Origin of the sequence: Sorangium sp. So ce693, assembly GCF_051521375.1 — a bacterium.
Lineage (GTDB): Bacteria > Myxococcota_A > Polyangia > Polyangiales > Polyangiaceae > Sorangium > Sorangium atrum.
Genome location: NZ_CP150347.1, coordinates 3,568,904 through 3,593,957 on the forward strand (window position 1 = coordinate 3,568,904; position 25,054 = coordinate 3,593,957).

The following is a 25,054-nucleotide window of genomic DNA, read 5'->3' on the forward strand; positions in this document are numbered from 1 at the left end:
GCAACGAGCGTGGCAGGGCGGCGAAGCGCGGCGGCGCGAGCGCCGATCACCCCGGCGGCCGGGCGGCTCCGGCGCCTTCGCGCGGGGCGCCGGGGTCCGCCTCGAGCAGCGCGGCCCGGATGCGCTCGGCGAGCGCGCCGACGTGCGGCTTTCGGAGCAGCGTGTAGTGGTCGCCGGCCGCGACGTGGCTCCGCAGGCCGGGGGCCCACTTCGCCCACGCGGGGCGCGGATCCCTGCGCGGCGAGGCCTCGGCGCGGAAGAGCTCCACGCGGGCCGAGACCTCGCCGGGGGCGTAGCGCGCGAGCAGCGCCGCGTTCCGCTGGAAGGCGTCGAGCAGGGCCTCCAGCTCGCCGAGCGTCGTCCCGCGGGGCAGCGCACCGAGCTCCTGCGCGCGCGCTAGCAGCCACGCGGCGTCGGCCGCGCCGCCGTCCGGCCCGGCGAGCGCCGCGGCGGCCGGCGCGCCCGCGATCCGCGCGAGATCCGCGGCGAACTGAGCGATCGGCGGGAGATCGTCGCCGGGCTCGTCGAACGGGGGGAGGTACGCGTCCACGAGGACGACGGCGGCCACGCTGCGCCCGCCGCGCTCGAGGACGCGCGCCATCTCGAACGCCACCACGCCGCCCATCGACCAGCCGCCGAGCAGGTACGGCCCCTCGGGCTGGACGCGGCGGAGCTCCTCGCAGTACGCCTCGGCCATCTCACCGACGCTGGCGAGCGGACGCGGGGGGGTCTCCAGCCCGAACGCCTGGATGCCGTAGAAGGGCCGATCCCGCCCGAGCTCGCGCGCGAGATCCGCGTAGCAGAGGACGTTGCCGCCGATGGGGTGAACGAAGAAGAGCGGCGCGCGGGCGCCCCCTTCGTGGAGCGGGACGACGACGGAGGCGCGGCCCCGCGGCGCTCCCCGATCCTCGCGCAGGAGCGCCGCGAGGCCCTCCACGGTCGGCGCGCGGAACAGGCTGGTGAGCGGCAGATCGCGGCCGAAGCGCCCGCGGATCTCGGCCATGAGCCGCACCGCGAGCAGCGAGTGCCCGCCGAGCGAGAAGAAGTCGTCGGTCACGCCGACGCCGCCCTCGCCGAGGAGCTCCTCGAACAGCGCGCAGAGCTCGAGCTCGAGCCCGGTCCTCGGCGGGACGCGCGCTCCGCCCGCGAGCGCCGCGAGCGCCGCGGGCACGGAGGCGGCGAGCGCCCGGCGATCGATCTTGCCGCTCGGGGTCTGCGGCCACCGCTCGACCGGCGCGATGACCGGCGGGACCATGTAGTCGGGCAGCCGATCGGACAGGTACCCGCGCAGCGCGTCGCTCGCCGCGACGCGCCCGCCGCGCGGGATGAAGAAGGCCGCGAGCCGCACGTCGCCCGGGGCGTGCTCCCGGGTGACCACCGCCGCCTCGGTCACGTCGGGGTGCGACGCGAGCACCGCCTCGATCTCGCCGAGCTCGATCCGGAAGCCCCGGATCTTGACCTGCTCGTCGAGCCGGCCGAGGAAGTCGATCTCGCCGCTCGGCAGCCACCGCACGAGATCGCCCGTGCGGTAGAGCCGCGCCCCCTGCGCCTCGGGGAACGCCGCGCGCACGAAGCGCGTCGCGGTGAGGTCGTCGCGGTTCAGGTAGCCCCGCGCGAGGCCGATCCCGCCGATGTGGAGCTCGCCGGGGATGCCGACGGGCGCCGGCTGGCCCCGCGGGTCGAGCACGTACGTCTGCGTGTTCGGCAGCGGGCGGCCGATCGTGGGCCGCGCGACGTCGGGCGCGTATTCGGCCGCGGTCGCGAGCACCGTCGCCTCGGTGGGGCCGTATCCGTTGACGAACCGCCGGCCGCGCGCCCACCGCCGCGGCAGCTCCGCGGGGCACACCTCGCCGGCAACGCACAGCACGCGCAGGTCCGGGAGCGTGTCGAAGCCGACCGCCATGAGCGCCGAGGGGGTCAGCGACGCCACCTGGATCCGCTGCTCGCGCAGGAGGTCGACGAGCCCGGGCCCGGGCATCAGCGCCTCGGCGCGCGCGAGGCACACGACGCCGCCCGCGGAGAGCGGCACGAAGATCTCCATCACGGAGACGTCGAAGCTCAGCCGGGTGAACTGGAGGACGCGGGTCCCCGGCTCGACGCCGAGCAGCTTGCGCTGCGCAACGGCGAACGCGGAGAGCGAGCGGTGCTCGATGAGCACCCCCTTCGGGCGCCCGGTCGAGCCGGACGTGTAGATGACGTACGCGAGGTCCTCGGGGAGCGACCCGGCGTCGGGGGCGTCGCTCCGCTCGTGCGGAAAGGCGGGCTCGCTCTCCCCGAGCCGCACGACAGGCGGCAGCGCCGCGGGCAGCGCGGCGAGGAGCTCCGGCTCGGCGATGAGCAGCGCGGGGCGCGCGTCCTCGATCATGAAGGCGAGCCGATCGCGCGGGTAGGTCGGGTCGAGCGGCACGTACGCGCCGCCGGCCTTGAGCACCGCGAGGAGCGCGACGATCATGTTGGGCGAGCGCGGCAGGCACACGCCGACCAGCGCGCCGCGCCGCACGCCGCGGGCGCGGAGGTGGTGCGCGAGCTGGTTGGCCCGGCGGTCGAGCTCGCCGTAGCTCACCGTCGCCCCCTCGAAGAGGAGCGCGGCCCGCCCGGGCGCCTCCCTGGCCTGCGCCTCGAACAGGCGGTGCGCGCACGCGGCCTCCGGGGCGGGCTGCGCCGATCGGCCCCCGCTGAACGCGTGCACCACGAGGTCGCGCTCGTCGCGCCCGAGCAGCGGCAGGTCGCCGACGCGCAGCTCGGGCTGCGCGGCGCTCGCCGCGAGCAGGGCCTCGAGGTGGCCCCGCCAGCGCTCGATCGTGGCCCTGTCGAACAGGTCGGCGCTGAACTCGATGCCGCCGGAGACGGCCTTGTCGTCCTCCTCGAGCGCGAGCAGGAGGTCGAACTTCGCTGTCGCCGTGTCGACCTCGAACGGCGAGGCGTCGAGGTCGCCGAGCCTCCGCGGGCGCTCCGGCGCGCCCTGGAACGCGAAGGCCGCCTGGAAGAGCGGGGTGCGGCCGAGGTCGCGCTTGACCTGAAGGGCGTCGACGACCTGCTCGAACGGGACGTCCTGGTGCTCCTGGGCCTCGAGCGTCGCCTGCCGGACCCGCCGCACGAGCTCGACGAACGTGGGGTCGTCGTCGACGCGGACGCGCAGGACGAGCAGGTTCACGAAGAAGCCGACGAGCGGCTCCATCTCGACCTGCGTGCGGCCGCTGACCGGCGAGCCGACGGCCACGCCGGCGCGGCCCGTGTAGCGGTGCAGGAGGGCGACGAAGCCGGCGAGGAGCACCATGAACATCGTCGCGCCCTCGCGCCTGCCGAGCGAGCGGAGGGCCTCGACGAGCGGCGCGGGCAGGCTCACCGGGACGGTGTCGCCGCGGTGGGAGAGGGCGCTGCCGCGCGGCCTGTCGGTGGGGAGATCGAGCGGCTCCAGGTCGGACAGCTGCCGCTTCCAGTACTCGAGCTGCCCCCGCCATGCGTCGGCCTGGGCGCGCTGCCAGATCGCGACGTCGGCGTACTGCACCTGGAGGGGCGGCAGATCCGGCGCGTGGCCAGCCCGCGCGGCCTCGTAGAAGGCGGACAGGTCGCGGAACAGGACGGGGATCGAGCCGCCGTCGCAGGCGATGTGGTGCGCCGTGACGAGCAGCACGTGCGCCTCGTCGGAGAGGCGGATCAGCGCCGCGCGGATCGGCAGGCCCGAGGCGAGATCGAACGGCCGCCGCGCCTCCTCCTCCGCGGCGCGCTGCGCCGCCCGGTCCCGCTCGTGCCGGGGGACGGCGGACAGGTCGACGAGCCGCAGCTCGAGGCGCGCCTCGGGGAGCACGACCTGGAACGGCTGGCCGTCGCGCGCCTCGATCCGGGTGCGCAGCGCCTCGTGGCGCGCGACCAGCCGATCGAGGCTCCGCTCTAGGGCGGCGCGGTCGAGCGGCCCGCGGAGCAGGACCCCGATCGGCATGTTGTAGACCGCCGTGCCCGGCTGGAGCGCCTCGATGAACCAGAGGCGCTGCTGGGCGTGGGACAGCGGCGCGTCGCCCCCGCGGGGCGCCGGGCGGAGCGGCTCGGGCGCGCCGCGGCGCCCGTCCAGCCTCGCCCGATCGATGCGCTCGGCGAGGGCCGCGATCGTCGGCGCGTCGAAGGCGGCGCGCAGCGGCAGATCGACGCCGAACAGCCGCCGCGCGCGCGCGATCACCTGGACCGCGAGGAGGGAGTGCCCTCCGAGCGCGAAGAAGTCGTCGGCCGTCCCGATGCCGCCGCGGCCGAGCACCTCGCCCCAGACGCCCGCGAGGGCCTGCTCGGTCGGCGTCGCCGGCGCGCGCCGCGCCTCGCCCGCGATCTCCGGCGCGATCTCCGGGCGGCTGGGCGCCGGGAGCGCCTTCCTGTCCACCTTGCCGTTGGCGTTGAGCGGCCAGGCGTCGAGCTCGACGAAGGCGGACGGGACGAACGGCTCCGGCAGCCGCTCGGCGACGAGCGCCCGCAGCGCCTGCGCGTCCACCGGCCGCCGGACGAGGAGGTAGGCGACGAGCCAGCGGCCCGAGGGGCCGTCGTCCCGCGCAAGCACGAGCGCCTCGCGCACGTCCGGGTGCGCGGCGAGCGCGGCCTCGGTCTCCGCCGGCTCGACGCGGAAGCCGCGGATCTTCACCTGATGATCGAGCCGCCCGAGGTACTCGAGCTCGCCGCTCGCGAGCCAGCGCGCGCGGTCGCCGGTGCGGTACATCCGCGCGCCGCGGGCCTCCTCGAGCGGGCAGGGGACGAACCGCTCGGCCGTCAGCTCGTCGCGCCCCAGGTAGCCGCGCGCGACGCCCGCGCCGGCGATGTAGAGCTCCCCGGCGACGCCGACGGGCACCGGCTGCAGCCGCGCGTCGAGCACGTAGACCTGGGTGTGGTCGATGGGCCTGCCGATCGTCGGGCGCGCCGCGGCGGTCACGGTCGTGCCTGTCGAGTACGTTGTGGTCTCGCTGGGGCCGTAGAGGTTCAGGAGCCGCGCGACGTGCGGCAGCGCGAGCACGTCGCGCGCGAGCGAAGCGCGGAGCGGCTCGCCGGCGAGGCACACGGTCCGCACCGACCCGGGGATGCCCGACACCGCGAGGAGCGCCGCCGCGGCGGAGGGCACCGTGTTGACGAGCGTGACCTCGTCGCGGCGCTGGTGCGCGGGCAGCGCGAGCGCGTCGTCGGCGAGGACGATCTTGCCGCCCCAGCAGAGCGGGACGACGAGCTCGAAGACCGAGAGATCGAAGCACGTGGACGTGGACGCGAGCACGCCCGCGAGCTCGTGATCCGAGAACGTTCGCCTGGCCCACCACGCGAGCGCGACGGCCTGGCGGTGCTCGATCACGACGGCCTTGGGCCGGCCCGTCGAGCCGGAGGTGTAGATGAGGTACGCCGCCTGGTCCGGCCGCCCCGCCGGCAGCGCGTCGCCCGCCCCGCCCTGCGCGTCCTCCACGTCGTCCGCGCCCGCGATGATCTCGTCGAGCAGGAGCACCTCGGCCGACCCTGCCGGCACGAGCCCCGACAGCGCGCTCTCGGTCACGAGCAGGTGCGCCGCGGCGTCCTCCAGGATCACCTGCAGCCGCTGCCGCGGGTAGCCCGGGTCGAGCGGCACGTGGACGCCGCCGGCCTTGAAGATGGCCCAGAGGGCCACGACCATGTCGAGCGTCCGCCGCACGCACAGGCCCACGCGCGTCTCCGGCCGCACGCCGAGCGCGCGCAGCCGCAGGGCGAGCGCGTCGGCGCGGCGGCGGAGCTCGCGGTAGGTGAGCTCGCCGGCCTCGGACGCCACGGCCACGGCGTCGGGCGACCCCTCCGCCTGCGCGTCGAAGAGCTCGTGCAGGCACGCGGCGGGCGGCGGCGGCGCGCTCGTCGCGTTCCACGCGATGAGGAGCTCGCGCCGCTCGCTCGCCGTGAGGAGCGGGAGCTCGGCGACCCGCGCCCCCGGGTCCGAGGCCACGGCGCGGAGGATCGTCTCGTAGTGCCCCGCGAGCCGCGCGGCGGTCTCGGGGTCGAACAGATCGAGATCGAACTCGAGGGCGCCCTCGATCGCGTCGCCCGACTCGGTGAGGAAGAGCGTGAGATCGAACCGCGCCCGCTCCACGTCGAGCGGGACCGGCGACGCCTCGACGCCCGGCAGCGCGAGCGCGGGCGGGGGCACGTTCTGGAGCGCGAACATCACCTGGAACAGCGGGTTCCGGCTGAGATCCCGCTCCACGGCGAGCGCGTCGACGACGGCCTCGAACGGCAGATCCTGGTGGGCGTACGCCTCGAGCGCGTCCGCCTTCACGCGGCCGACGAGCTCCGCGAAGGTCGGGTCGCCGTCGAGCCGCGCGCGCAGGACAAGGGTGTTGACGAACAGCCCGATGAGCGGCTCGAGCTCGGTCCGACCGCGGCCGGCCACCGGCGTGCCGACGCAGAAGTCCTGCTGGCCGCTGTACCGGTGGAGCAGCGCCTCGAAGGCGGCGAGGAGCGTCATGAACAGCGTGGCCCCGAGCTCCTGGCTCCGGCGCCGGAGGGCTGCGGCGAGCTCCTGCGGCAGCGCGAACCGATGCGTGCGCCCGCGCGACGAGCGCGCCGCGGGGCGGGGGCGGTCCGTCGGGAGGTCCAGCGGCGGCGCGCCGTCGAGCCGCCGGCGCCAGATCTCCCGCTCTGCCTCCAGCACCTCCGGCGTGAGCTCCTGCCGCTGCCACGCGGCGTAGTCGGCGTACTGGACCGGCAGCGCGCGGAGCGCCGGCGCCGCATCTCTCGCGAACGCCGCGTACGCCGCCGTGAGCTCGTGCGCGAGCACGCCGAGCGACCACCCGTCCGAGGCGATGTGGTGGAGGGTGACGACCAGCACGTGCTCGTCGGGCGCGAGCCGGAAGAGCGTCGCGCGCAGGAGGGGCCCCTTCTCCAGGTCGAACGGCCTCGCTGCTTCTCGCGATGCGTCGCTTTGTAAAGTTGTTTCCCGATCGCGCGCGGGGACCGCCGAGAGGTCGACGAGGGGGAGGGGCCACGCGTCCGGAGCGCCCTGGAAGCGCTGGACGGGGCGGCCGTCGACCGCGTGGATCGTCGCGCGCAGCACCTCGTGCCGCCGCACGACCTCGGCGATCGCGCGCGCGAGCGCCGTGAGGTCGAGCGCGCCGCGCAGGCGGAGCGCCGCGGGCACGTTGTACGTGGCGCTCTCGGGCTCGAGCTGATCCAAAAACCACAGCCGCTGCTGCGCGAAGGACAGCGGCGCCTCCTCGCCGACGCGCGCCGCCGGCGCGAGGGGCGCCTGCGCCCGGCGCGCCTCCCCGCGGGTCGACCGCTCGATGTGCGCGGCGAGCCGGGCGATCGTCGGCGCCTCGAAGAGCGACCGGACGCCGACGTCGACGCCGAGCACGTCGCGCAGGCGGGCCGCCGCGCGCGTGGCCGAGAGGGAGTGCCCGCCCATCGCGAAGAAGTCGTCGTGGACGCCGACCCGATCGAGGCCGAGGACGGCGCGCCACACCTCGCCGATCGCCTGCTCCAGGCCGGTGCGCGGCGCCGTCTGCGCCGCGAGCTCGCCCGGGGCATTCCACGCGGGCGCGGGCAGCGCCTTGCGGTCCACCTTGCCGTTCGCGCTCAGCGGGAGGGCGTCGAGCGCGACGATCGCGGCCGGGATCATGTAGCCCGGCAGGCGCGACGAGAGCTGGTCCTTGAGGGCGCCCGGCTCGAAGGACGGCGCCTCGGGGACCACGTACGCGACGAGCCGCGGATCCCCGGGCGCGTCCTCGCGCGCGACGACGACGACGTCGCGGATCCCGCCGCACCGCGCGATGACCGCCTCGATCTCGCCGAGCTCGATGCGGAAGCCGCGGAGCTTGATCTGGTGGTCGATGCGCCCCAGGAACACGAGCTCGCCGCCGGGCAGCCGGCGCACCAGATCGCCCGTCCGGTAGAGGCGCGCCCCCGCCGCTGTGGAGAACGGATCCGGAAGGAACGCCGCCTCCGTGCGCTCCGGGTCGAGGAGGTACCCCCGGCCGACCCCGTCGCCGCCCACGTACAGCTCGCCGGCGACGCCGAGCGGCACGGGCTGCCGCCGTCGATCCAGCACGTAGAGCTGCGTGTTCTGGATCGCACTGCCGATCGGCACGTACGCCGCGTCCTCCGCCGGGGGCTCGGCGATGACGTGCTGGGCGACGTCGTCCGAGCACTCCGTCGGGCCGTAGGCGTTCATCAGCGGGATCCGCGGGTAGAGCGCGAGCCACCTGCGCGCGAGATCGGGGGGGAGCGCCTCGCCCGTGAGCACGAGCCACCGCAGGCCGTCGAGGCGCGGCCGCCACGCCGGGCGCGCCTCGAGCTCGTCGAGCGCCCCCCGCAGGAGCGACGGCACGACCTCCAGGACGGTGATGCCGAGCTCCCCCACGGCGTCGAGCAGCCGCGCGGGGTCCGTCGCGATCTCGTCCGGCACGAGGCGGCACGTCCCGCCCGCGAGCAGCGGGGAGAGCAGCTGCCACACCGAGATGTCGAAGGTGATGGGCGCTGTCTGCGCGACGACGTCCTCGGGCCCGATCCCGAGGGAGCGCACCTTCGCGAAGAGGTGGTTGAGCATCCCCCGGTGCTCGACCATCGCGCCCTTGGGCGCGCCGGTCGATCCGGACGTGAAGATGACGTAGGCGAGGTGCTCCGCGCGCGCGGCCGGAAGCGCCCCGCGCTCCGCCGCGGCGCCGGCGAGCAGCGCGCCGGCCGGGAGCACCTCGAGCGCCCCGGCGCCCGCCGCGGCGATCTCGTCCAGCAGCGCGCCCGGGATCGCGGCGCCGGCGAGGAGCGGAGGGGAGCCCGCGCGCGCCAGGATGTCGGCGTTGCGCCGCGCCGGGTGCGCGGGATCGAGCGGCACGTACGCGCCGGCCGCCTTGAAGGCGCCGAGCGCGAGCAGCATGAAGTCGAGGTCGCGCCGCGTCAGCAGGGCGACCAGGCGATCGGGCCCGACGCCGCGCGCCGAGAGCGCCCGCGCCACGCGGTCGGTGGCGCTGTCGAGCTCCGCGTACGAGAGCCGCTGATCGCCGCACGCGACGGCGATCCGCTCCGGCGTCCGGGAGGCCTGCTCCCTGAAGAGATCGTGGAAGCAGGCGTCCCGCGGGAAGGCCGCCGCCGTGTCGTTGCAGCCCGCGATCAGGTAGCGCTCCTCCTCGGGCGGGAGCAGCCGGAGCTCGTCGATCGGGCGGTCCGGCTCCGCCCCGGCCGAGCGAAGGAGCTCCCCGAGGTGGCCCGTCATGCGCTCGATCTCGTCGCGCGCGAAGCGATCCGCGCGGAACTCCAGCGCGGCGGCGAGCTCGCCGTGGAGGCGCGCCACGCTCAGCCCCAGATCGAACTTCGCCGTGCCCTCCACGGCCCCGTCGGGGGCCCAGAGCACGGGCCGCCACAGCGCGCCCTCGACCTCCGCCGGCGGCTCCGAGGCGCTCTCCAGCACGAAGCTCGCCTGGATCAGCGCGTCCCGCTCCCCGTCCCGCCCCGCTGCCGGGGCCGCGGCGCGCGCGACCTCGTCGAACGGCAGCTCGGCGTGCTCCATCGCCTCCGCCATCGCCCGGCGCACGCGGCGGACGAGCTCGCGGTAACTCGGCCTCCCGCCGAGATCCACGCGCAGGACGACCGTGTTCGCGAAGAAGCCGACGATCCCCTGGTGCTCGGGGCGGCTCCGGTTGGCGACGACGACGCCGATCCCGAGGTCCTCCTGCCCGGTCGTGCGGTGGAGCAGCGCCGCGTAGACGGAGGCCAGCGCGACGAAGAGCGTCGCGTTTTCTGCGCGGGCGACGGCGAGCGCCGCCTCGACGTGCGGCGCGGAGAGCGCGAAGCGGACCGTCCCGCCCGCGAAAGGCGACGCCGCCGCCCGCCGGCGCTCGGCGCCCAGCTCGAGCCGTGGCAGCCCCTCGATCTTCGCCTTCCAGTAGGCCCGCGCCGCGTCCATGCGCGCGAGCGCGGCCCGCTGCGCGCGCGCGTAGTCGGCGTACCCGTACGCATGCGGCGGCGCGTCCGCGCGGCCGGCGCCGCGCGCGGCGTAGCTCGCGGCGAGATCGCGCACGAGCACCTCGATCGACCGGCCGTCGGTCACGAGGTGGTGCTGCGCGAAGAGGAGCACGTGGTGGCGCTCGCCGAGCGAGACCAGGCACACCCGGAGGAGCGGCCCCTCCTCGAGCGCGAACGGCGCCTGGCCCCACGCCGCGGCGAGCTCGCGCAGGCGCTCCTCGCGCTCCTCCGCGCGCGCGGCGTCGACAACCCGCACGCGGGCGAGGGGCACCGCCACCTCCGGCAGCACGATCTGCCGGGGCTCCCCGGCGATCTCGCGGAACACCGTGCGCAGCGCCGGGTGCCGGCGGACGACGGCCGCGAGGCTCTCCTCGAGCCGCGCCTCGTCGAGCGCCCCGACGATCCGCGCGCCGAACACCACGTGGTAGAGCGGGCTCTCCGGAGCGAACCGGCAGAAGAACCACAGGCGGAGCTGGTGCGACGAGAGCTCCGCCGGCTCGCCGTCCGCCGGGGCGGGCGCGGGGGCCGGCCCGGCGGCCGGCGCGTCGACCGCCGCCGAGAGCGCCGCCGAGAGCTCCTCGACCGTCGTCGCCTGCCAGAGCAGCTGCGGCGGCACAGCGGCGCCGAGCAGCTCCTCGAAGCGCGCCTGGAGCTCGACGCTCGCGAGCGAGTCGAGCCCCAGCGCCATCAGCTTCGAGGTCGGGGTGACGCTCCCGAGGTCCACCCGCGCGAGCCGGGCGAGCTCCTCGCGCACCACCTCGACGAGCAGGCCCACCCTCCCCGGGGCGGGCACCGCGCGCAGCGCGAGGCGCAGCACCCGCGCCGTATCGGCCGCCGCGCGCGCGCCCTCGGCCCCCGCGGGCGCCGGCGCCTCCTGCGCCACGGACACCGCGAGCGTCTCGAGCGTCCCCTCGCGGAAACCCTGGGCGCACGCGTGCCGCTGGACCTTGCCGCTCGACGTCTTCGGCAGGGTCCGGGGGCGGAGCAGCAGCACCGCGTGCGGCTGCACGTCGTGCTCCCTTGCGACCGCCGATCGCAGCGCCTCCACGACGTCCGGCGGCGGGTCGCCGCCGCGGCCGTCGAGCTCGGCCGCGACGCCGAGCCGCTCTTCACCGCCGACCTCGATCGAGAACGCCGCGCAGCAGCCCGGGCGAACGCGCGGGTGCGCGGCCTCCACCGTCCGCTCGATGTCGTCGGGGTACAGGTTTCGCCCCCGGATGACGATGAGGTCCTTGATGCGCCCGGTGACGAACAGCTCGCCTCCCGAGAGGAAGCCGAGATCCCCCGTCCGCAGGTACGACGCCTCGCCGTCGCCCTGGAGCCGCGCGCCGAACGCGCGCGCCGTCTCCTCGGCGCGGCCCCAGTACCCCCCCGCGACGCTCGGGCCGGCGATCCAGATCTCGCCGATCTGCCCGTCCGCGACGCGCTCTCCGCGCTCCGGCGACACGACGGCGACGCGCGCCCGGGGCGCCCCGGACGACACGAGCCGCCGCGCCCCCGCGGCGGCCGGCTCCACCGGGAGCGAGACCCCTCGCGCGAGCGCGCCGGCGTCGACGCTCACGCAGGCGGGCTGCGCGTCGCGGAGGCCCCCGGAGGCGAACAGCGTCGCCTCCGCGAGCCCGTAGCACGGGTAGAACGCCTCCCGGCGGAAGCCGCAGGGCGCGAACGCCGCCGCGAACCGGTCCAGCGTCTCGGCGCGGATCGGCTCCGCGCCGTTGAACGCCACCGTCCACGAGCGGAGGTCGAGCGCCGCCAGATCCTCGCGGGTCGCCTTGCGCGCGCAGAGGTCGTACGCGAAGTTCGGCCCGCCGCTCGTCGTGGCGCGGAAATGGGAGATCGCCTTGAGCCACCGGAGCGGCCTCTCCAGGAAGGCGAGCGGCGACATGTGCGTGCACGGAAAGCCGACGAAGATCGGCTGCAGCACGTTCCCGATGAGCCCCATGTCGTGGAAGAGCGGCAGCCACCCCACGCCCGACGAGCCCGCGTCGTGCTCGAAGCCGGCGCGGATGGCGCGCTCGTTGGCGATCACGTTCGCGTGGCTCACCATCACCCCCTTGGGGTGCCCTGTGGAGCCCGACGTGTACTGGAGGAACGCGAGCGTCTCCCCCGAGATGTCCGGCGCGCGCCACGCCGAGGCCGCCCCGGGCTCGAGCGCGTCCGTCGCGATCCAGCGGAGCTCCGAGAGCTCGGGCGCCTGCGCTCGCAGGGCCTCCGAGAGGGAGGCGATCAGCCCGGTCGTCAGCACGAACCTCGCGCCGGCGTCGCGGGCGATCGCGCGGAGGCGGGGCAGGGTGCGATCCAGCTGCGCCGGGTTCGGCGGGTACGTCGGGACGGCGACGACCCCGGCGTAGACGCAGCCCATGAACGCCGCGATGAAGTCGAGCCCGGGCGCGTAGAGGAGCAGCGCGCGGTCCGCGGCGGCCCCCGCCGCCTGCAGCGACGCGGCGATGCCCATCGCGCGGAGGTGGAGATCCCGATACGTCCACTCCTCGGAGCCGCCGTCCACGTCTCCGGTGGTCAGGAACCGGAAGGCGAGGGCGTCGCCCTGGGCCTCCGCGCGCAGCCGGAGGAGATCCACGAGGGTCTCGCAGCGATCCAGATCGCCCAACAACACATCACCGTTCATCGAAGCTCTCCAGCGCCCTGTCGCCCTCTGCGAAGCCCGCCTGGCGTCAGCGCGTCATGTCGAAGAAGTCGTCGATCCACACCACGTCGCCCGCCGCCTCGGCGCGCGCGTAAGCCCACCTCGCCACGGCGAGGTCGAGCGTCCCCATGCCGAACGGCGAGAACACGATCGGCTTCGTCCGCGGCGCCGCGCGCTGCCCGAGGAGCACCTGGGCGAGCGTCCCCGTGACGAACTCGCGCCCGCCGGACTCCTGCTCTGCGAGGTGCAGCGACGTCCCGGCGCTCATCACGTGCTCGACGCTGTCCACCACGTTGAACGAGGAGAGGACGACGCGCGGCGACAGGTCGCGCAGGGACAGGTGCAGCACCACCGGAGCGTGCGAGAACCAGCCCGGATCGTGGACGTGCGGCGTGGCGGCCGAGGTCGTGAAGACGAGGAGATCGCTCCGCCGCACCACCGACTCCAGGTCCTTCGCCACATGGACGTCGCGGCGCCGCTCCGGCGCGAAGGCGACCTCGCGGAACCGCTCCGGCTCCGCGGGGTTCGTGTCGAACAGGAGCACCTCCGGGATCTCCCAGCCGAGGCGCGACAGGAAGGACACCACGTACCGCGCGATGAGCCCCGTCCCGACGATGCCGAGCGTGCCCGCGCGCCGCCCCCCGGAGAGCGCCGCCGCGGCCGAGACCGCCGACGCCGCGGTGCGCGCCGCCGAGATGATCGAGCCCTCGAGGCACGCGAACGGATAGCCGTTGTCCGCCCGGTTGAGGACGATCACCGCCGACGCCCGGGGGATGCCTTGCCGGATGTTCGCCGGATAGCTGGCGATCCACTTGATCCCAGACACGGGCTCACCACCGCCGAGGTGGGCTGGAAGCGCGATGATGCGCGCGTCCGGTCGGTCGGGGAAGCGGAGGAAATAGCTGTTGGGACAGACCACCTCTCCCCGGTGGCCTGCGAGGTACACGTCCTCGACCGCCTTGACGCACTCCTCGGGGCTCTCCTCGATGAGGCGGCGGATGACATTGCCAGATACCACACCAAAGCGCATCGCTCATCCCTCGGCGTAACGCGACGCCCAAGCAGGGTTGTAAACAGTGTCCAGATAAGGCACGCCGCGGTCCGCGCAGAGGAACAGGACCTTCGGCCTCACGAGGCCGGTCGCCTTGCTGAAATAGCGCTGGATCGCGGCGTAGACCGTCCCCGTCGAGCCGCCGACGAGCAGCTTGTGGCGGTCGAGGAGGGTCCGGCACGCGGCGATCGACTCGACCTCGGGCACGATCACCACATCGTCGATCAGCGCCTCGCGGAGCAGATCCGGAACGACCCCCGCGCCGATCCCCGGGATGCGCCGCGGCCGCGGCGGGCCGCCGAAGATCACCGAGCCCTCGGCGTCCACCGCGACGATCTTCACGCCCGGGAAGTGCTCCTTCAGGCGCCGCGAGAGCCCCGCGATCGTCCCCGCCGAGCTCACGGCGACGAACACGAAATCGAGGGCCGTGAACGCCTCGCAGATCTCCCGCCCCGTCGTGTGGAAATGGGCCATCATCCCGTCAGGGTTCTTGTACTGGTTGGGCCAGTAAGCGCTCGGGAGCGCGGCGCAGATCGACTGCACCCGGGCGAGCCGCGTCTTCAGGAATCCCCCGGTGTCGTCGCGCTCCTCCACCTTCACGACCCTCGCGCAGAGCGAGCGGAGCACGTGCTCGTTCACCGCGGAGATGTGGGGATCGATCACGGGGATGTAGTCGAGGCCGAGGAGCTGAGCGTACGCGGCGAGCGCGATCGCGAAGTTGCCTGACGACGACTCCACGACAGTCGTCTGCGGGTCGACCTCGCCGCGCTCGATCGCCGTCTTCAGGATCCAGAGCGCGGGGCGGTCCTTGATGCTCCCGACCGCGTTGCAGTACTCGAGCTTCACGGAGAGATCGAGCCGCTCGTGCTCGAGCTTCACGACCGGCGTCCCACGGAGCATGCTGACGAGCGTGGCCGCCCGCGCCAGGAGTTGCTCTTGTTTAAGCATGCAAGCTTCACCACCCTCAAGACAGCGGACAGGCGACGCGCGAGCGGACGAGGCCGCTCGCGCCAATGGCTCATCACGAGACGACGTACAGGCGCTCTCGCTCTAGGCTCCTCGCGGGCGCAGGGAGACGAGCCGCTCCGCCCAGAGGCCCTCGAGCTCCTGGGCCGCCTTCTGCGCGCGCGCGGGCTCGTCCACGCCGGCGTCCGCGAGCAGCTCGGCCAGGGAGCGCGCCCCGTCCGCGCGCATCAGCGCCTCGCCCAGGTCGGCCGACACGCTCACCCGCACGCCGGCGTCGTACGTGTTCCGCAGCTCGAAGGCCGCGGCCGCGCGATCCATCGCCACGAAGCGGCGGATCTGGTCCACGCGGACGTGCCTCGGGATGTCGACAGCGAGCGTCGTCACGTCCTCCCACGTCCACGCGCGCTTCTGCACGAAGAAGCCGCCGATCGCGAGGTAGTTGAGCCCGGTGGTCAGGAAGCTCGTTACCACGTCGTGCGCGGAGTCGACGATCGGCTCCACGTTGTTGTTGAACGAGGTGTTGAGCAGCACCGGCACGCCCGTCCTGTCCTTGAACGCCTTGAGGACGCCCCAGAAATGCGGGTTCGAGCCCCGCGCCACCGTCTGGACGCGGGCCGTGCCGTCCACGTGCGTCGTCGCCCCGAGGACGCTCCGCTTGTCCTCTCGGACCTTCAGCACGAAGATCATGAACGGGAACTCGTCCTGACCGGGCGGGAGCTCGAAGAACTCGCGCGCGTCCTCCGCGAGGACGGCCGGCGCGAAAGGCCGGTAAGCCTCTCGCTTCTTGACCATCGCGTTCACGAGGTCCTTGTTCGCGGCCGGCCTCGGGTCGGCCAGGATGCTCCTGTGCCCGAGCGCCCGCGGCCCGAACTCCGATCCTCCCTGCGCCCAGCCGACGGCGGCCCCGGCGGCGATCACCTCGGCGACGCGCCCCGGCAGATCCTCGGCGCGCTCGTGGCGGAGGAAGCGGGACCACGCCGAGAGCTCGCGCTCTATCTCGGCCTCGCCGCCCACGTCGCGGCCCCAGAACACGTGCTCGATCCGCCGCCGCGACTTCAGCGCTCCCGCGGCGAGCGTCGTGTGCAGCGCCGCCCCGAGCGCGCAGCCCGCGTCGTGCGCCGCCGGCTGCACGAAGACGCGCTCGAACATCCCCGAATAGAGGATCTTCCCGTTCATCGTGCAGTTGTGCGCGACCCCGCCGGCCAGGCAGAGCCGCGTCTTCCCCGTGGCCTCGCGCTCGTGGCGGATCACGTGCAGCGCGAGCGCCTCCAGCGCCTCCTGCAGCGACGCCGCGACGTCGCGGTGCTGCTGGGTGAAGGGCCCGCCCTTCCTGCGCACCTCGATCGCCTGCGCCAGCGCGCCCACGCGGTCGCGGTGGATCTCGTAGTCTCCGTCCGGCAAGAGCGTGTAAAGCGAGCTCATCAGCGCGCGGTACCTCGCCGGATCGCCGTAGGGCGCGAGCCCCATCACCTTGTACTCGTCGAACACCCCGTATCCGAGGAGCGCGATGACGGAGACATAGAAGTTCCCGAGCGACTTCGACTCCGGGATCGTCTTCAGCACGTCGATCCGGTCGCCCGAGCCCACGGCCACGAGCCCGGACAGGAAGTCTCCCGACCCGTCGATCGCGACGATCAGGCTGTCGTCGTACCCTGACAGCAGGTACGTGCTCGCCGCGTGCGCCTGGTGGTGCGGCACGAACACGATCTTGTCGCGGTCGATCGGGCGCCCCAGGCCCTGGCCGAGCTTCGCCGCGAGCAGCGTGCGCGCGTCGATCCGCGGCAGCGCGCCGCCGGTCAGGAGCCGCACCCGCCCGAGGAGCGCATTGCAGTACTCCTCGCTCGCGTAGAACGCGATCCGGTCCACACGATCGATGTCGACGCCGCCCCGGGCGAGGCAGAAGCGGATCGCCTCGATGGGGAACTTGTTGGAGTGCTTGATGCGGTTGAGCCGCTCCTCCTCGATCCCCGCGATGACCTCCCCGCCGTCGACGAGGACCGCCGCGCCGTCGTGCGTGAAGCTCTTCGGGATGTCGTACATCTCCTCGTGGGCGAAGCTCAACCCGCCGGATAGGCCCAGCGTCAGCATGTCTCCTCCTTGCCGCTCGCGCTCATCGCGCCATCGAGCCACGGCGACGACGCCGCGCCGTCGAACTCGCCCTCTCCGAGCGCTCGTCGCCCGTGGGCGCGCTCGATGACGGCGTTCACCTCCGGCCCGAGCGGGCCGAAGACGACCTCCTTGCACAGGCGCTCCAGGGCGCCGTCCCCCGCGTACGCGCGCGCGCCAACGATGCCGCGCGCCGCCGAGACGGTCTCCTCGGCGCACCTCGTCCCCGTGTACTTCGCGGCCCCGGCCAGCTCGTAGAGCCGCGGCAGCCGCTCGGCGCGGTCCCTCGCGGAGGCGATCGTGCCCATCGCCTCGCCCGCCTCACGGACCGCCGCGCACGCGGCGCGGTAGCGGATCACGAGGCGGCCGATATCCACGACCATGCCGTCCAGCTCGGCGAGCGGCGCCCCGTCCCGGCCGCGCACCGCGCGGAGGAACCGGCGCGACTCGTCGATCGCCTGCGCCGCGGCGCCGAGGTACAGCGATGGAATCAGCACCTGGTGCCACACCATCTCGAACAGGAGGAGCTGCACCACCTCCGGCCCGGGGCCGCCGAGCAGGAGGTCCTCGTCCGGCACGAAGAGATCGTGGAACACGATCCGGCGTGTATCGGAGTCGAGCATCGCGTCCGGGAACAGGTAGGGGCCTATCTCGACGGCCGGGTTGCCCCGCGGCCGTGTCATGAAGACCGCGGGGAAGCCCTCCTCAAGCGCCGTCGTGAAGATCAGGAGATCTCCCTCGGTCGCGAGGGACGTGTACGACGCGGCGCCGCTCACCACGTGTCCTCCGGGCACCTTCCGCGCCCGTGTCCCCACCGCGTTCACGCGGTCCCCGTGGACCCGCGAGTTCGTGTTGGCGACGAGCCGGCGCCCCTCGACGACCTCCGAGAGCAGCGCGCGCCGCCGCGCGTCGAGCCGCGCGTCGTCCGCGATGGGGAAGGTGGCTATCGCGGAGGTCACGTAGAAGTGGTTCTCCACAGCGAGCGCGACAGCAGGGGAGATCCCCCCGAGCCGGTGCAGCACGTGCGCGCACGCGCGGAACAGGCCTGCTGCGTCTCCCTCGTAGATGCGCCCCAAAAAGGGCAGATCCGTCGACCGGAACACCCGGTAGAAGGCCGGCAGATCCCGCTCCGCGAGCGCCTTCTTCAGCGCTTCTGCCGCGAGCTGCGTCTGCCGATCGAGGTCGATCCTCGGGCGCGCCTTGCGTCCAGCGCTCATGGTCATGTCATCCGAGCTCACAGCGCTCTTCTCCTTGCACCCGTCGTGTCCCGAACCCCGCGGCCGCTCCGGCCTGCGTCGTCTCTTCCCTGTGCGCCCGGCCGGCGCGCGCGCTGCACGGCCGTGAGGCCGGCGCGCGCCCTTCCTGCGCGTCTGGTTCGCTCTTCACCCGCGCTCGGCCGGCGCGAGCCGGACGAGCCGCTCTGTCCATAGGGCCCAGAGCTCGCCCGCGACGTCGGCCCCCGCGCCGTCGAGCAGCGACGACAGCGGCCGGCTCCCGTCGGCCTTCACCAGCGCCTCGTACGCGGGGCGCGAGATCTTCCGGCGGATCCCGCGGTCGTAGCTCGTCCGCAGCTCCCACGCGTCGCCGATGCGCGCGCCGTCGAGCCACCCGCGCGTGCGGCATACCTGGGTCGAGCGCGGGATCTCCACGACCATGCCGAGCCTGGCCTCCAGCGACGGGCCCTTCCCGCGGACGAGCACGTCGTCGACGAAGGCGGCCTCGAGGCGGCTCGTCAGGAGCAGCGCGACAACGTCGTCGATCGTCTCGGCGGGCGGCTCCGCCCCGTGATCGAGCGACGTCGCGAGCAGCGCCCCGACCCCGGAGATCTCCTTGAACGCGCAGAGCAGCGCGAACAGCCGGGGATCCGCCTCCTTCAGCACCACCTGCGCGCGGACCGTGCCGTCCGCGTGCAGCGCCGCGGCGAGCGCCGCGCGGCGCTCGCGCCTCACGCGGAGGGCGAAGCTCTTCCAGCGCAGCTGCTCGGCCGGGCCCGGCAGCATCAGGCACTCGGCCGCGTCCTCGGCGAGCATCGCGACCGACAGCGGCCGGTGCGGCGCGCGCCGCTTCAGCTCGTTCAGCGCCTCCCGCCGCCGCTCGTCCCTCGGATCGGCGACGATCGCGCGGCGCCCGAGCGCCACGAGCCCCATCTCCGAGCGGCCGTTCGCCCAGCCCACGGCGGCGCCCGCGGCGATCAGCTCCGCGGCCTCGCGGGCCGGATCGGCCGGGCGCTCCGCCGTCACGAGCGCGCCCCAGCGCCTGAGCGCCGGGATCACCGCGTCCGCGTTCCCGATGTCCGTCCCCCAGGCCACGTTGTCGAGCGGGGCGCGGCGCGGCGGCGCGTCGCTCGCGAAGAGCGCGGCCCCGAGGGCGCAGCCCGCGTCGTGCGCCGCGGGCTGCACGAACACCTCGTCGAACAGGCCGCTCGCGAGGACGCGCGAGTTGACGGCGCAGATCTGCGCCCCCCCGCCGGCCAGGCACAGCCGCCGGAGCCCGCTCTTCGTGCGGTGGTGGCGCAACACGTGGAGCACGATCTCGGAGATCGCCTCTTCCAGCGCGGCGATCACGTCCTTGTGCGCCTGCTCCACCGGCTCGCCGCGCAGCCTGCCCGGCGCCTTCGAGAGCACGGCCGCGAGGTTCTGGAAGGCGAGATCGTAGTCGCCGTCCGGCAGCAGCCTGTACACCTCGCGCATCGCGCCGCGGAGCGCGGCGGGGTCGCCTTGCGGGGCGAGCTCCATCGCCTCGGCCTCCTCGAACGGGCTGTATCCGAGCGCGCGGATCGTGCGATGGCACAGCTCGCCGAGCGACTTCTGCGGTGAGAACGCCGCGAGCGACGTGAGGCACGACCGGCTCCCGCTCGCCGACGTCCCGGCGAGGACCCCGCCCTCGTTGTCGATGACGTAGACGAGCGCCTGATCGAAGCCCGACACCGCGATGGCGCTCACCGCGTGCGTCATCATGTGCGGCACGAAGACGAGCCGCGCCGGATCGATCGCGCACCTCATCTCCCGCTGGATGGCCGCGTGCAGCAGCCCGCGCGCGTCCGGCACGCCGGCGAGCTCCGGGAACGCCGCGCGCAGGCGCCCGACGAGCAGGTTGGCCGTCTCCTCACCTGAGTAATAGGCGATCCGGTCCACGTCCGAGAGCGCGACGCCTCGCTGTCTCAGGCAGGCGCGCAGCGCGTCGAACGGGAACTTGTTCGTCCGCCGGACGCGGTTCAGCCGCTCTTCCTCGATGGCGGCCACCACCTGCCCGTCCTCGACCAGCACGGCCGCCGCGTCGTACGTGAAGAATTGCGGCGAGTCGTAGCGGCAGTCGTAGACGGGATCCAAGCCTCCTGCGAGGCCCAGAGTCAGCATGCGCTCCTCCATCCTTCTCGGTCGGGACGTCCACCGCCCTCCCGGGTTCCGTCTCAGCCGTTTCGCAAGGGTCGTTCCATCGAACGGCGCGACGGTTCCGGCGGCGCCCCAAGGATGGGGTGATCTATTTGTTAAGTTTCTTTAAGAAGCTGGAGAAATGCGGAGCGATAGGGGGCGAGCGCCGCGCGGATCTGCGCCGACGCGCGCTCGAGGATCTCGGTGCTCTGGAGATCCTTCGGCTTGATACCGAGCTTCGCGAGGCGGCTGTAAACGTACGGTAGCGAGCGATCGATTCGCCGCGACAGCTCGCGCGCGTTCCTGGTCTCGCTGGCCCACGTCAGGAAAAGGAGGTCGTAGAGCTTCTCGACCTCTTGTGGGTGCACCTGGGATATCGCCGCTGTGTCGTCGTGGGGGGGCGCGCCCTGCTGGGCCAGGAGGTCGAGCGCGCACGCGGCCCGCCAGTTTTGCTCGACGGTCCGCTCCGGGTCTCGCACGAGGAAGTACCGCTCGACGGCGTTGCGGAGCTCGCGGACGTTGCCCCTGTACACTCCGTTGCTCGCGAGCTCGCCGACGGCGCTCACCTCGCGCGCGGGCAGGAGCGTGCGGTAGCGCTCACCGAGCTCCAGGGCGAGGACCCTCGAGAGGCTGCGCAGGTCCTCCCGGCTGGGCGGGGGCACGACGATGGTGAGCACGCTGAGCCGGAAGAACAGGTCGGCTCGAAACGTCTTGTCGAGACCGGCGGCGAGGTCCCGGTTCGTGGCGGCGAGGACGCGGACGTCGACGCTCTTCTCCTCGCTGCCGCCCACGGGCCAGAACGAGCCGTCCGCGAGGAAGCGGAGGAGCTTCGCCTGCGCCTCCGCCGGCAGCTCGCCGATCTCGTCGAGGAACAGGCTGCCTCCGGACGCGAGCTCCACCACGCCGCGCTTCGATACGGTCGCCCCCGTGTACGCGCCGCGCACGTGGCCGAACAGCTCGCTCTCGAACAGCGTTTGCGTGAGGGCCGCGCAGTTGACGGTGATGAGTCGGTGCTTCGAACGCTTGCTGTGCTGATGGATGTCGCGCGCGAGGATGTCTTTCCCCGCTCCGGTCGGCCCGACGATGAGGACCGAGCAGTCTGCGGACGCTGCCTGTTTCGCGAACCCGAGCGCCCTGCGCCGCGCCTCCGAGTGCGCGACGAATCTCCAAGAGCTGGTCATCAATCCTCTCCTGATTCTTCATGACGGAAACAGTTGTTGTCTGACTGCGCCCGCGAGTACGGGCATTTGGCAACATATCGTTTCCCGAGCGCGCGCCTCCGGCCGCGCGCCGCCGAGCATGCGCCGGTCGAGCCATCTCGACGGCGGGCTCCAGGGGACGCGCGGCGAGCGCGCGCGGGCGGGCGGGCGGGCGGTGCAAACGAACGCCGGAGCAGGAACGCGCTCGCCGTGATGTTCGCGGGGGCGGCTCCGGAAACATGCAGTCGGCCGCCTGAACGGCGCTTGTTATTCGTGTATCGGTGCGGCCATGCGCGGAGGGGTGGAACAGCAAAGGAGAACGGTGGCGATGCGGGGTCGAGCGTTCCCGCGGGAGGCGCAGCGCGCTGACGGCGGCTCCTTCGACGACGGCTGAGCCTGGCGCGCGCCCGACAGCGGCTGAGCCCGTCACCTTTCTATGCCTGATGCCAGCGCTGCTGCGTTTCCCGTAGGCGCGTCAGGCCTTTCCTTCGTGCCGCAAGCCGGAGCCGCAGGAGCCGCGCGAGCTGCGCAGATCCGCGGGTGCCTGTCGCTTCGTTCGCAGTAGATTCTGCCGCCGGAGGCAACCGAGGGATGACCGGAACGTCGGACGAACAGCAGACGAGCGGCCACGTGGACGGCGCCAACCTGCAGGCGATGGCAGCGCGGCTCGTCGACGCGGCGTGCGAGGGCGTGGCGCCTCGCCTGCCGCGCGCCACCTACCGCGTGCAGCTCAACAAGGACTTTACCTTCGAGCAGGCGCGGCGCGTCGTCGCCTACCTCGACGCCCTCGGCGTCAGCGATCTCTACTCGTCGCCGTTCTTCAAGGCGCGCCCCGAGAGCATGCACGGCTACGACCTCGTCGACCACAACGCGCTCAACCCCGCGATCGGCGAGCGCGCCGACCTCGACCGGCTCACCGGCGAGCTCGCGGCGCACGGCATGGGCCTGCTGCTCGACTTCGTGCCCAACCACATGGGCATCGGCACCTCCGAGAACGCCTGGTGGAACGACGTCCTCCAGAACGGCCCGAGCTCGCTCTACGCGCCGTTCTTCGACATCGACTGGGCGCCGCTCAAGACGGAGCTCAAGCACAAGGTGCTGCTCCCCGTGCTCGGCGACCACTTCGGGCGCGTGCTCGAGCGCGGCGAGCTCACGATCGAGTTCGACAGCGGCGCGTTCGTGCTCCGGTACTTCGATCACGTCTTCCCGGTGAACCCGCGGACGTACGGCATGATCATCGGGCCGCTCGTGCCCGGGCTCGTCGCCGCGCTCGGCGAGGAGCACGACGCGCTCCTCGAGCTGCAGAGCATCCTCACCGGGCTCCGCAACATGCCGCCGCGGACCGAGACGCAGCGGGCCAAGGTGATCGAGCGGCGTCGGGAGAAGGAGATCCTCAGGCGGCGGCTCGCGTCGCTCGTCGCGGACTCGCCCGACATCGCGGCGGCCGTGGCCGAGGGCGTCCTGCGCATCAACGGCAAGGCGGGCGATCCGCGGAGCTTCGACCCGATCGAGGCGCTGCTCGAGGAGCAGGCCTACCGCCTCAGCTTCTGGCGCACCGCCGCCGAGGAGATCAACTACCGCCGGTTCTTCGACATCAACGACCTCGCCGCGATCCGGATGGAGCACCGGCCGGTGTTCGCCGAGGCGCACCGCCTCGTCTTCGAGCTCTGCGAGCGGGGCCAGGTCACGGGGCTGCGCATCGACCACCCCGACGGCCTCTGGGACCCGATCGGCTACTTCGAGGATCTCCAGCAGGGCTACGTGATCGAGCGCTGCCGGCGCCGCTTCCTCGCCGAGGCTGCGGGCGAGCCGGAGCAGCGGCACGACCCGCGCCGCCGCCCCGAGGCCCGGTTCGCCCGGCTGGAGCCGGCCCTTCGCGCGGCCCTCTCGGAGCGCGCCGCGCGCGGCGCGCTGGACGCGCGGCCGCTCTACGTCGTCGTCGAGAAGATCCTCGCGCGCGGCGAGACGCTGCCCGAGGCCTGGCCCGTCCATGGGACGAGCGGCTACGACTTCACCGCGCTCGTGGGCGAGCTCTTCGTCGACGCCTCGAGCGAGGGGCAGATGACCGCGATCTACGAGCGTTTCATCGGCGACCACTTGGCGTTCGAGGCGCTCGTCTACGAGAAGAAGAAGGTGATCCTCCGGACGGCCCTGGCGAGCGAGCTCAACGTGCTCACCCACGCCCTGAACCGGCTCACCGAGCGCGACCGCCGCTTCCGCGACTTCACCCTGGGCTCGCTCAACGAGGCCCTGCGCGAGGTCATCGCGTGCTTCCCGGTCTACCGCACCTACATCACCGATCGGACGCCGGCGATCTCCGATCACGACCGCGTCGCCATCGGCCGCGCCGTCGCCCTCGCGCGCCGGCAGAACCCGACGATGGAGGGCTCCATCTTCACGTTCGTGCGCTCGGTCCTCATGCTCGACGGCACGGATCTCTTCCCTGAGGAGGACCGGCACCTCTTCTGCGACTTCGTGATGAAGTTCCAGCAGCTCACCGGGCCGGTGATGGCCAAGGGGCTCGAGGACACGTCGTTCTACATCTACAACCGGCTCGTGTCGCTGAACGAGGTCGGGGGCGAGCCCGAGCGCTACGGATCGAGCGTCCTCGCGTTCCACCGCGGCAACGTGCAGCGGCACAGGGCGTGGCCGTGGTCGATGCTCGCGACGTCGACGCACGACACGAAGCGGAGCGAGGACGTGCGGGCGCGCATCAGCGTGCTCTCGGAGCTGCCGTCGGCCTGGGAGGAGGCGCTCCACCGCGCCGCCGCCGCCGCCGCGCCGCTCAAGGCCGAGATCGAGGGCCGCCTCGCGCCGGACAGCAACGAGGAGTACCTCTTCTACCAGACCCTCCTCGGCAGCCTGCCGATCGAGCCGCTGCTCGGCGACGCCAGCGGCCCGCGCGCGCCCGAGGGCGACGCCCTCTCGGCGTACGCCGACCGCCTCGTGGACTACATGCGCAAGGCCACGAAGGAGGCGAAGGTCAACACGTCCTGGATCGACGCGCAGCCCGAGTACGACGCGGCCGTCGAGGCGTTCGTCCGCAAGGCGCTCTCGTCCGCGGAGGTCCTGGGCGCGCTCCTGCCGCTCGCGCGCGTGGTCGCGTACCACGGCATGTGGGGCTCGGTCTCGCAGACGCTGCTGAAGCTCACCTCGCCGGGCGTGCCCGACATCTACCAGGGCAACGAGGTGTGGGACTTCAGCCTCGTCGACCCGGACAACCGCCGCCCGGTCGACTACGCCGTGCGCGAGCGGGCGCTCGCGGAGCTCGGCGCGCGCCGGCGATCGAGCGGCGGGGGCCGCGCGCTCGCGCGCGAGCTCTGCGCCGAGGCGCGCGACGGCCGCGTGAAGCTGTTCGTCACGCACGTCGCGCTCGAGCTGCGCCGGCGCCACCCGGAGCTCTTCGGGGCCGACGGGGACTACGCGCCGCGCGCCGTGATCGGCGAGCGCGAGGCCCACGTCGTCTCCTTCGCGCGCCGCGCGCCGGACGGGCGCTCGATCGTCGTGGTCGCGCCCCGGTTCAGCGCGCGGCTGCTCGGCGGCGCCTGCTCCCCGCCGATCGGCGCGGCGTGGGCGGGCACGTCGGTCGACGTGGAGCCCGGCCTCTACACCGATCTCTTCACCGGCGCCGAGCTCGAGGCGTCGCCCTCCGCCCCTCCGCCGCGCGGCTCGGACGCGCCGCACGAGCCGGGCGACGGCGCGTCGCTCCCGCTCGACCGCGTGCTCTCCGATTTTCCCGTCGCCCTGCTCCTGCGGGCGGCGCAGCGAGGCCAGTGAC

The 25,054-nt window shown here is 73.6% G+C and carries 8 protein-coding genes; 1 reads left to right on the top strand and 7 read right to left on the bottom strand.

From position 1 onward, the window contains the following. Positions 1 to 46: 46 nt before the first annotated feature. From WMF14_RS13720 to WMF14_RS13750, 7 genes are all read right to left on the bottom strand, one after another. Entirely contained in the window at positions 47 to 12,565 is a 12,519-nt protein-coding gene (locus tag WMF14_RS13720) for an amino acid adenylation domain-containing protein (protein WP_437801417.1), read from the bottom strand. A 46-nt stretch (positions 12,566 to 12,611) separates the two neighbouring features. Then, complete coding sequence (gene sbnB, locus WMF14_RS13725; protein ID WP_437801418.1) at positions 12,612 to 13,601, bottom strand: 2,3-diaminopropionate biosynthesis protein SbnB; 990 nt, start codon at positions 13,599 to 13,601, stop codon at positions 12,612 to 12,614. 15 nt (positions 13,602 to 13,616) lie between these two features. Next, positions 13,617 to 14,582: a 2,3-diaminopropionate biosynthesis protein SbnA gene (gene sbnA / locus WMF14_RS13730; RefSeq protein WP_437801419.1), complete on the bottom strand. Its 966-nt coding sequence runs from the start codon at positions 14,580 to 14,582 to the stop codon at positions 13,617 to 13,619. Between the two features lie 102 nt (positions 14,583 to 14,684). Then, positions 14,685 to 16,688 (bottom strand): carbamoyltransferase family protein, encoded by a 2,004-nt coding sequence (locus WMF14_RS13735; RefSeq protein WP_437801420.1) that lies wholly within the window; start codon positions 16,686 to 16,688, stop codon positions 14,685 to 14,687. Further along, positions 16,682 to 17,923: an acyl-CoA dehydrogenase family protein gene (locus WMF14_RS13740; RefSeq protein ID WP_437801421.1), complete on the bottom strand. Its 1,242-nt coding sequence runs from the start codon at positions 17,921 to 17,923 to the stop codon at positions 16,682 to 16,684. Before WMF14_RS13740 ends, WMF14_RS13735 begins: the two co-directional genes overlap by 7 nt. 165 nt (positions 17,924 to 18,088) lie before the next feature. Further along, a complete protein-coding gene (locus WMF14_RS13745; RefSeq protein ID WP_437801422.1) occupies positions 18,089 to 20,062 on the bottom strand; it encodes a carbamoyltransferase C-terminal domain-containing protein in 1,974 nt (657 codons plus the stop codon). A 131-nt stretch (positions 20,063 to 20,193) separates the two neighbouring features. Continuing rightward, positions 20,194 to 21,258: a sigma 54-interacting transcriptional regulator gene (locus WMF14_RS13750; protein ID WP_437801423.1), complete on the bottom strand. Its 1,065-nt coding sequence runs from the start codon at positions 21,256 to 21,258 to the stop codon at positions 20,194 to 20,196. A 609-nt stretch (positions 21,259 to 21,867) separates the two neighbouring features. Between WMF14_RS13750 and treY the strand changes: the two genes are divergently transcribed. Beyond that, complete coding sequence (gene treY, locus WMF14_RS13755) at positions 21,868 to 25,053, top strand: malto-oligosyltrehalose synthase (RefSeq protein ID WP_437801424.1); 3,186 nt, start codon at positions 21,868 to 21,870, stop codon at positions 25,051 to 25,053. The last annotated feature ends 1 nt before the right edge of the window (position 25,054 follow it).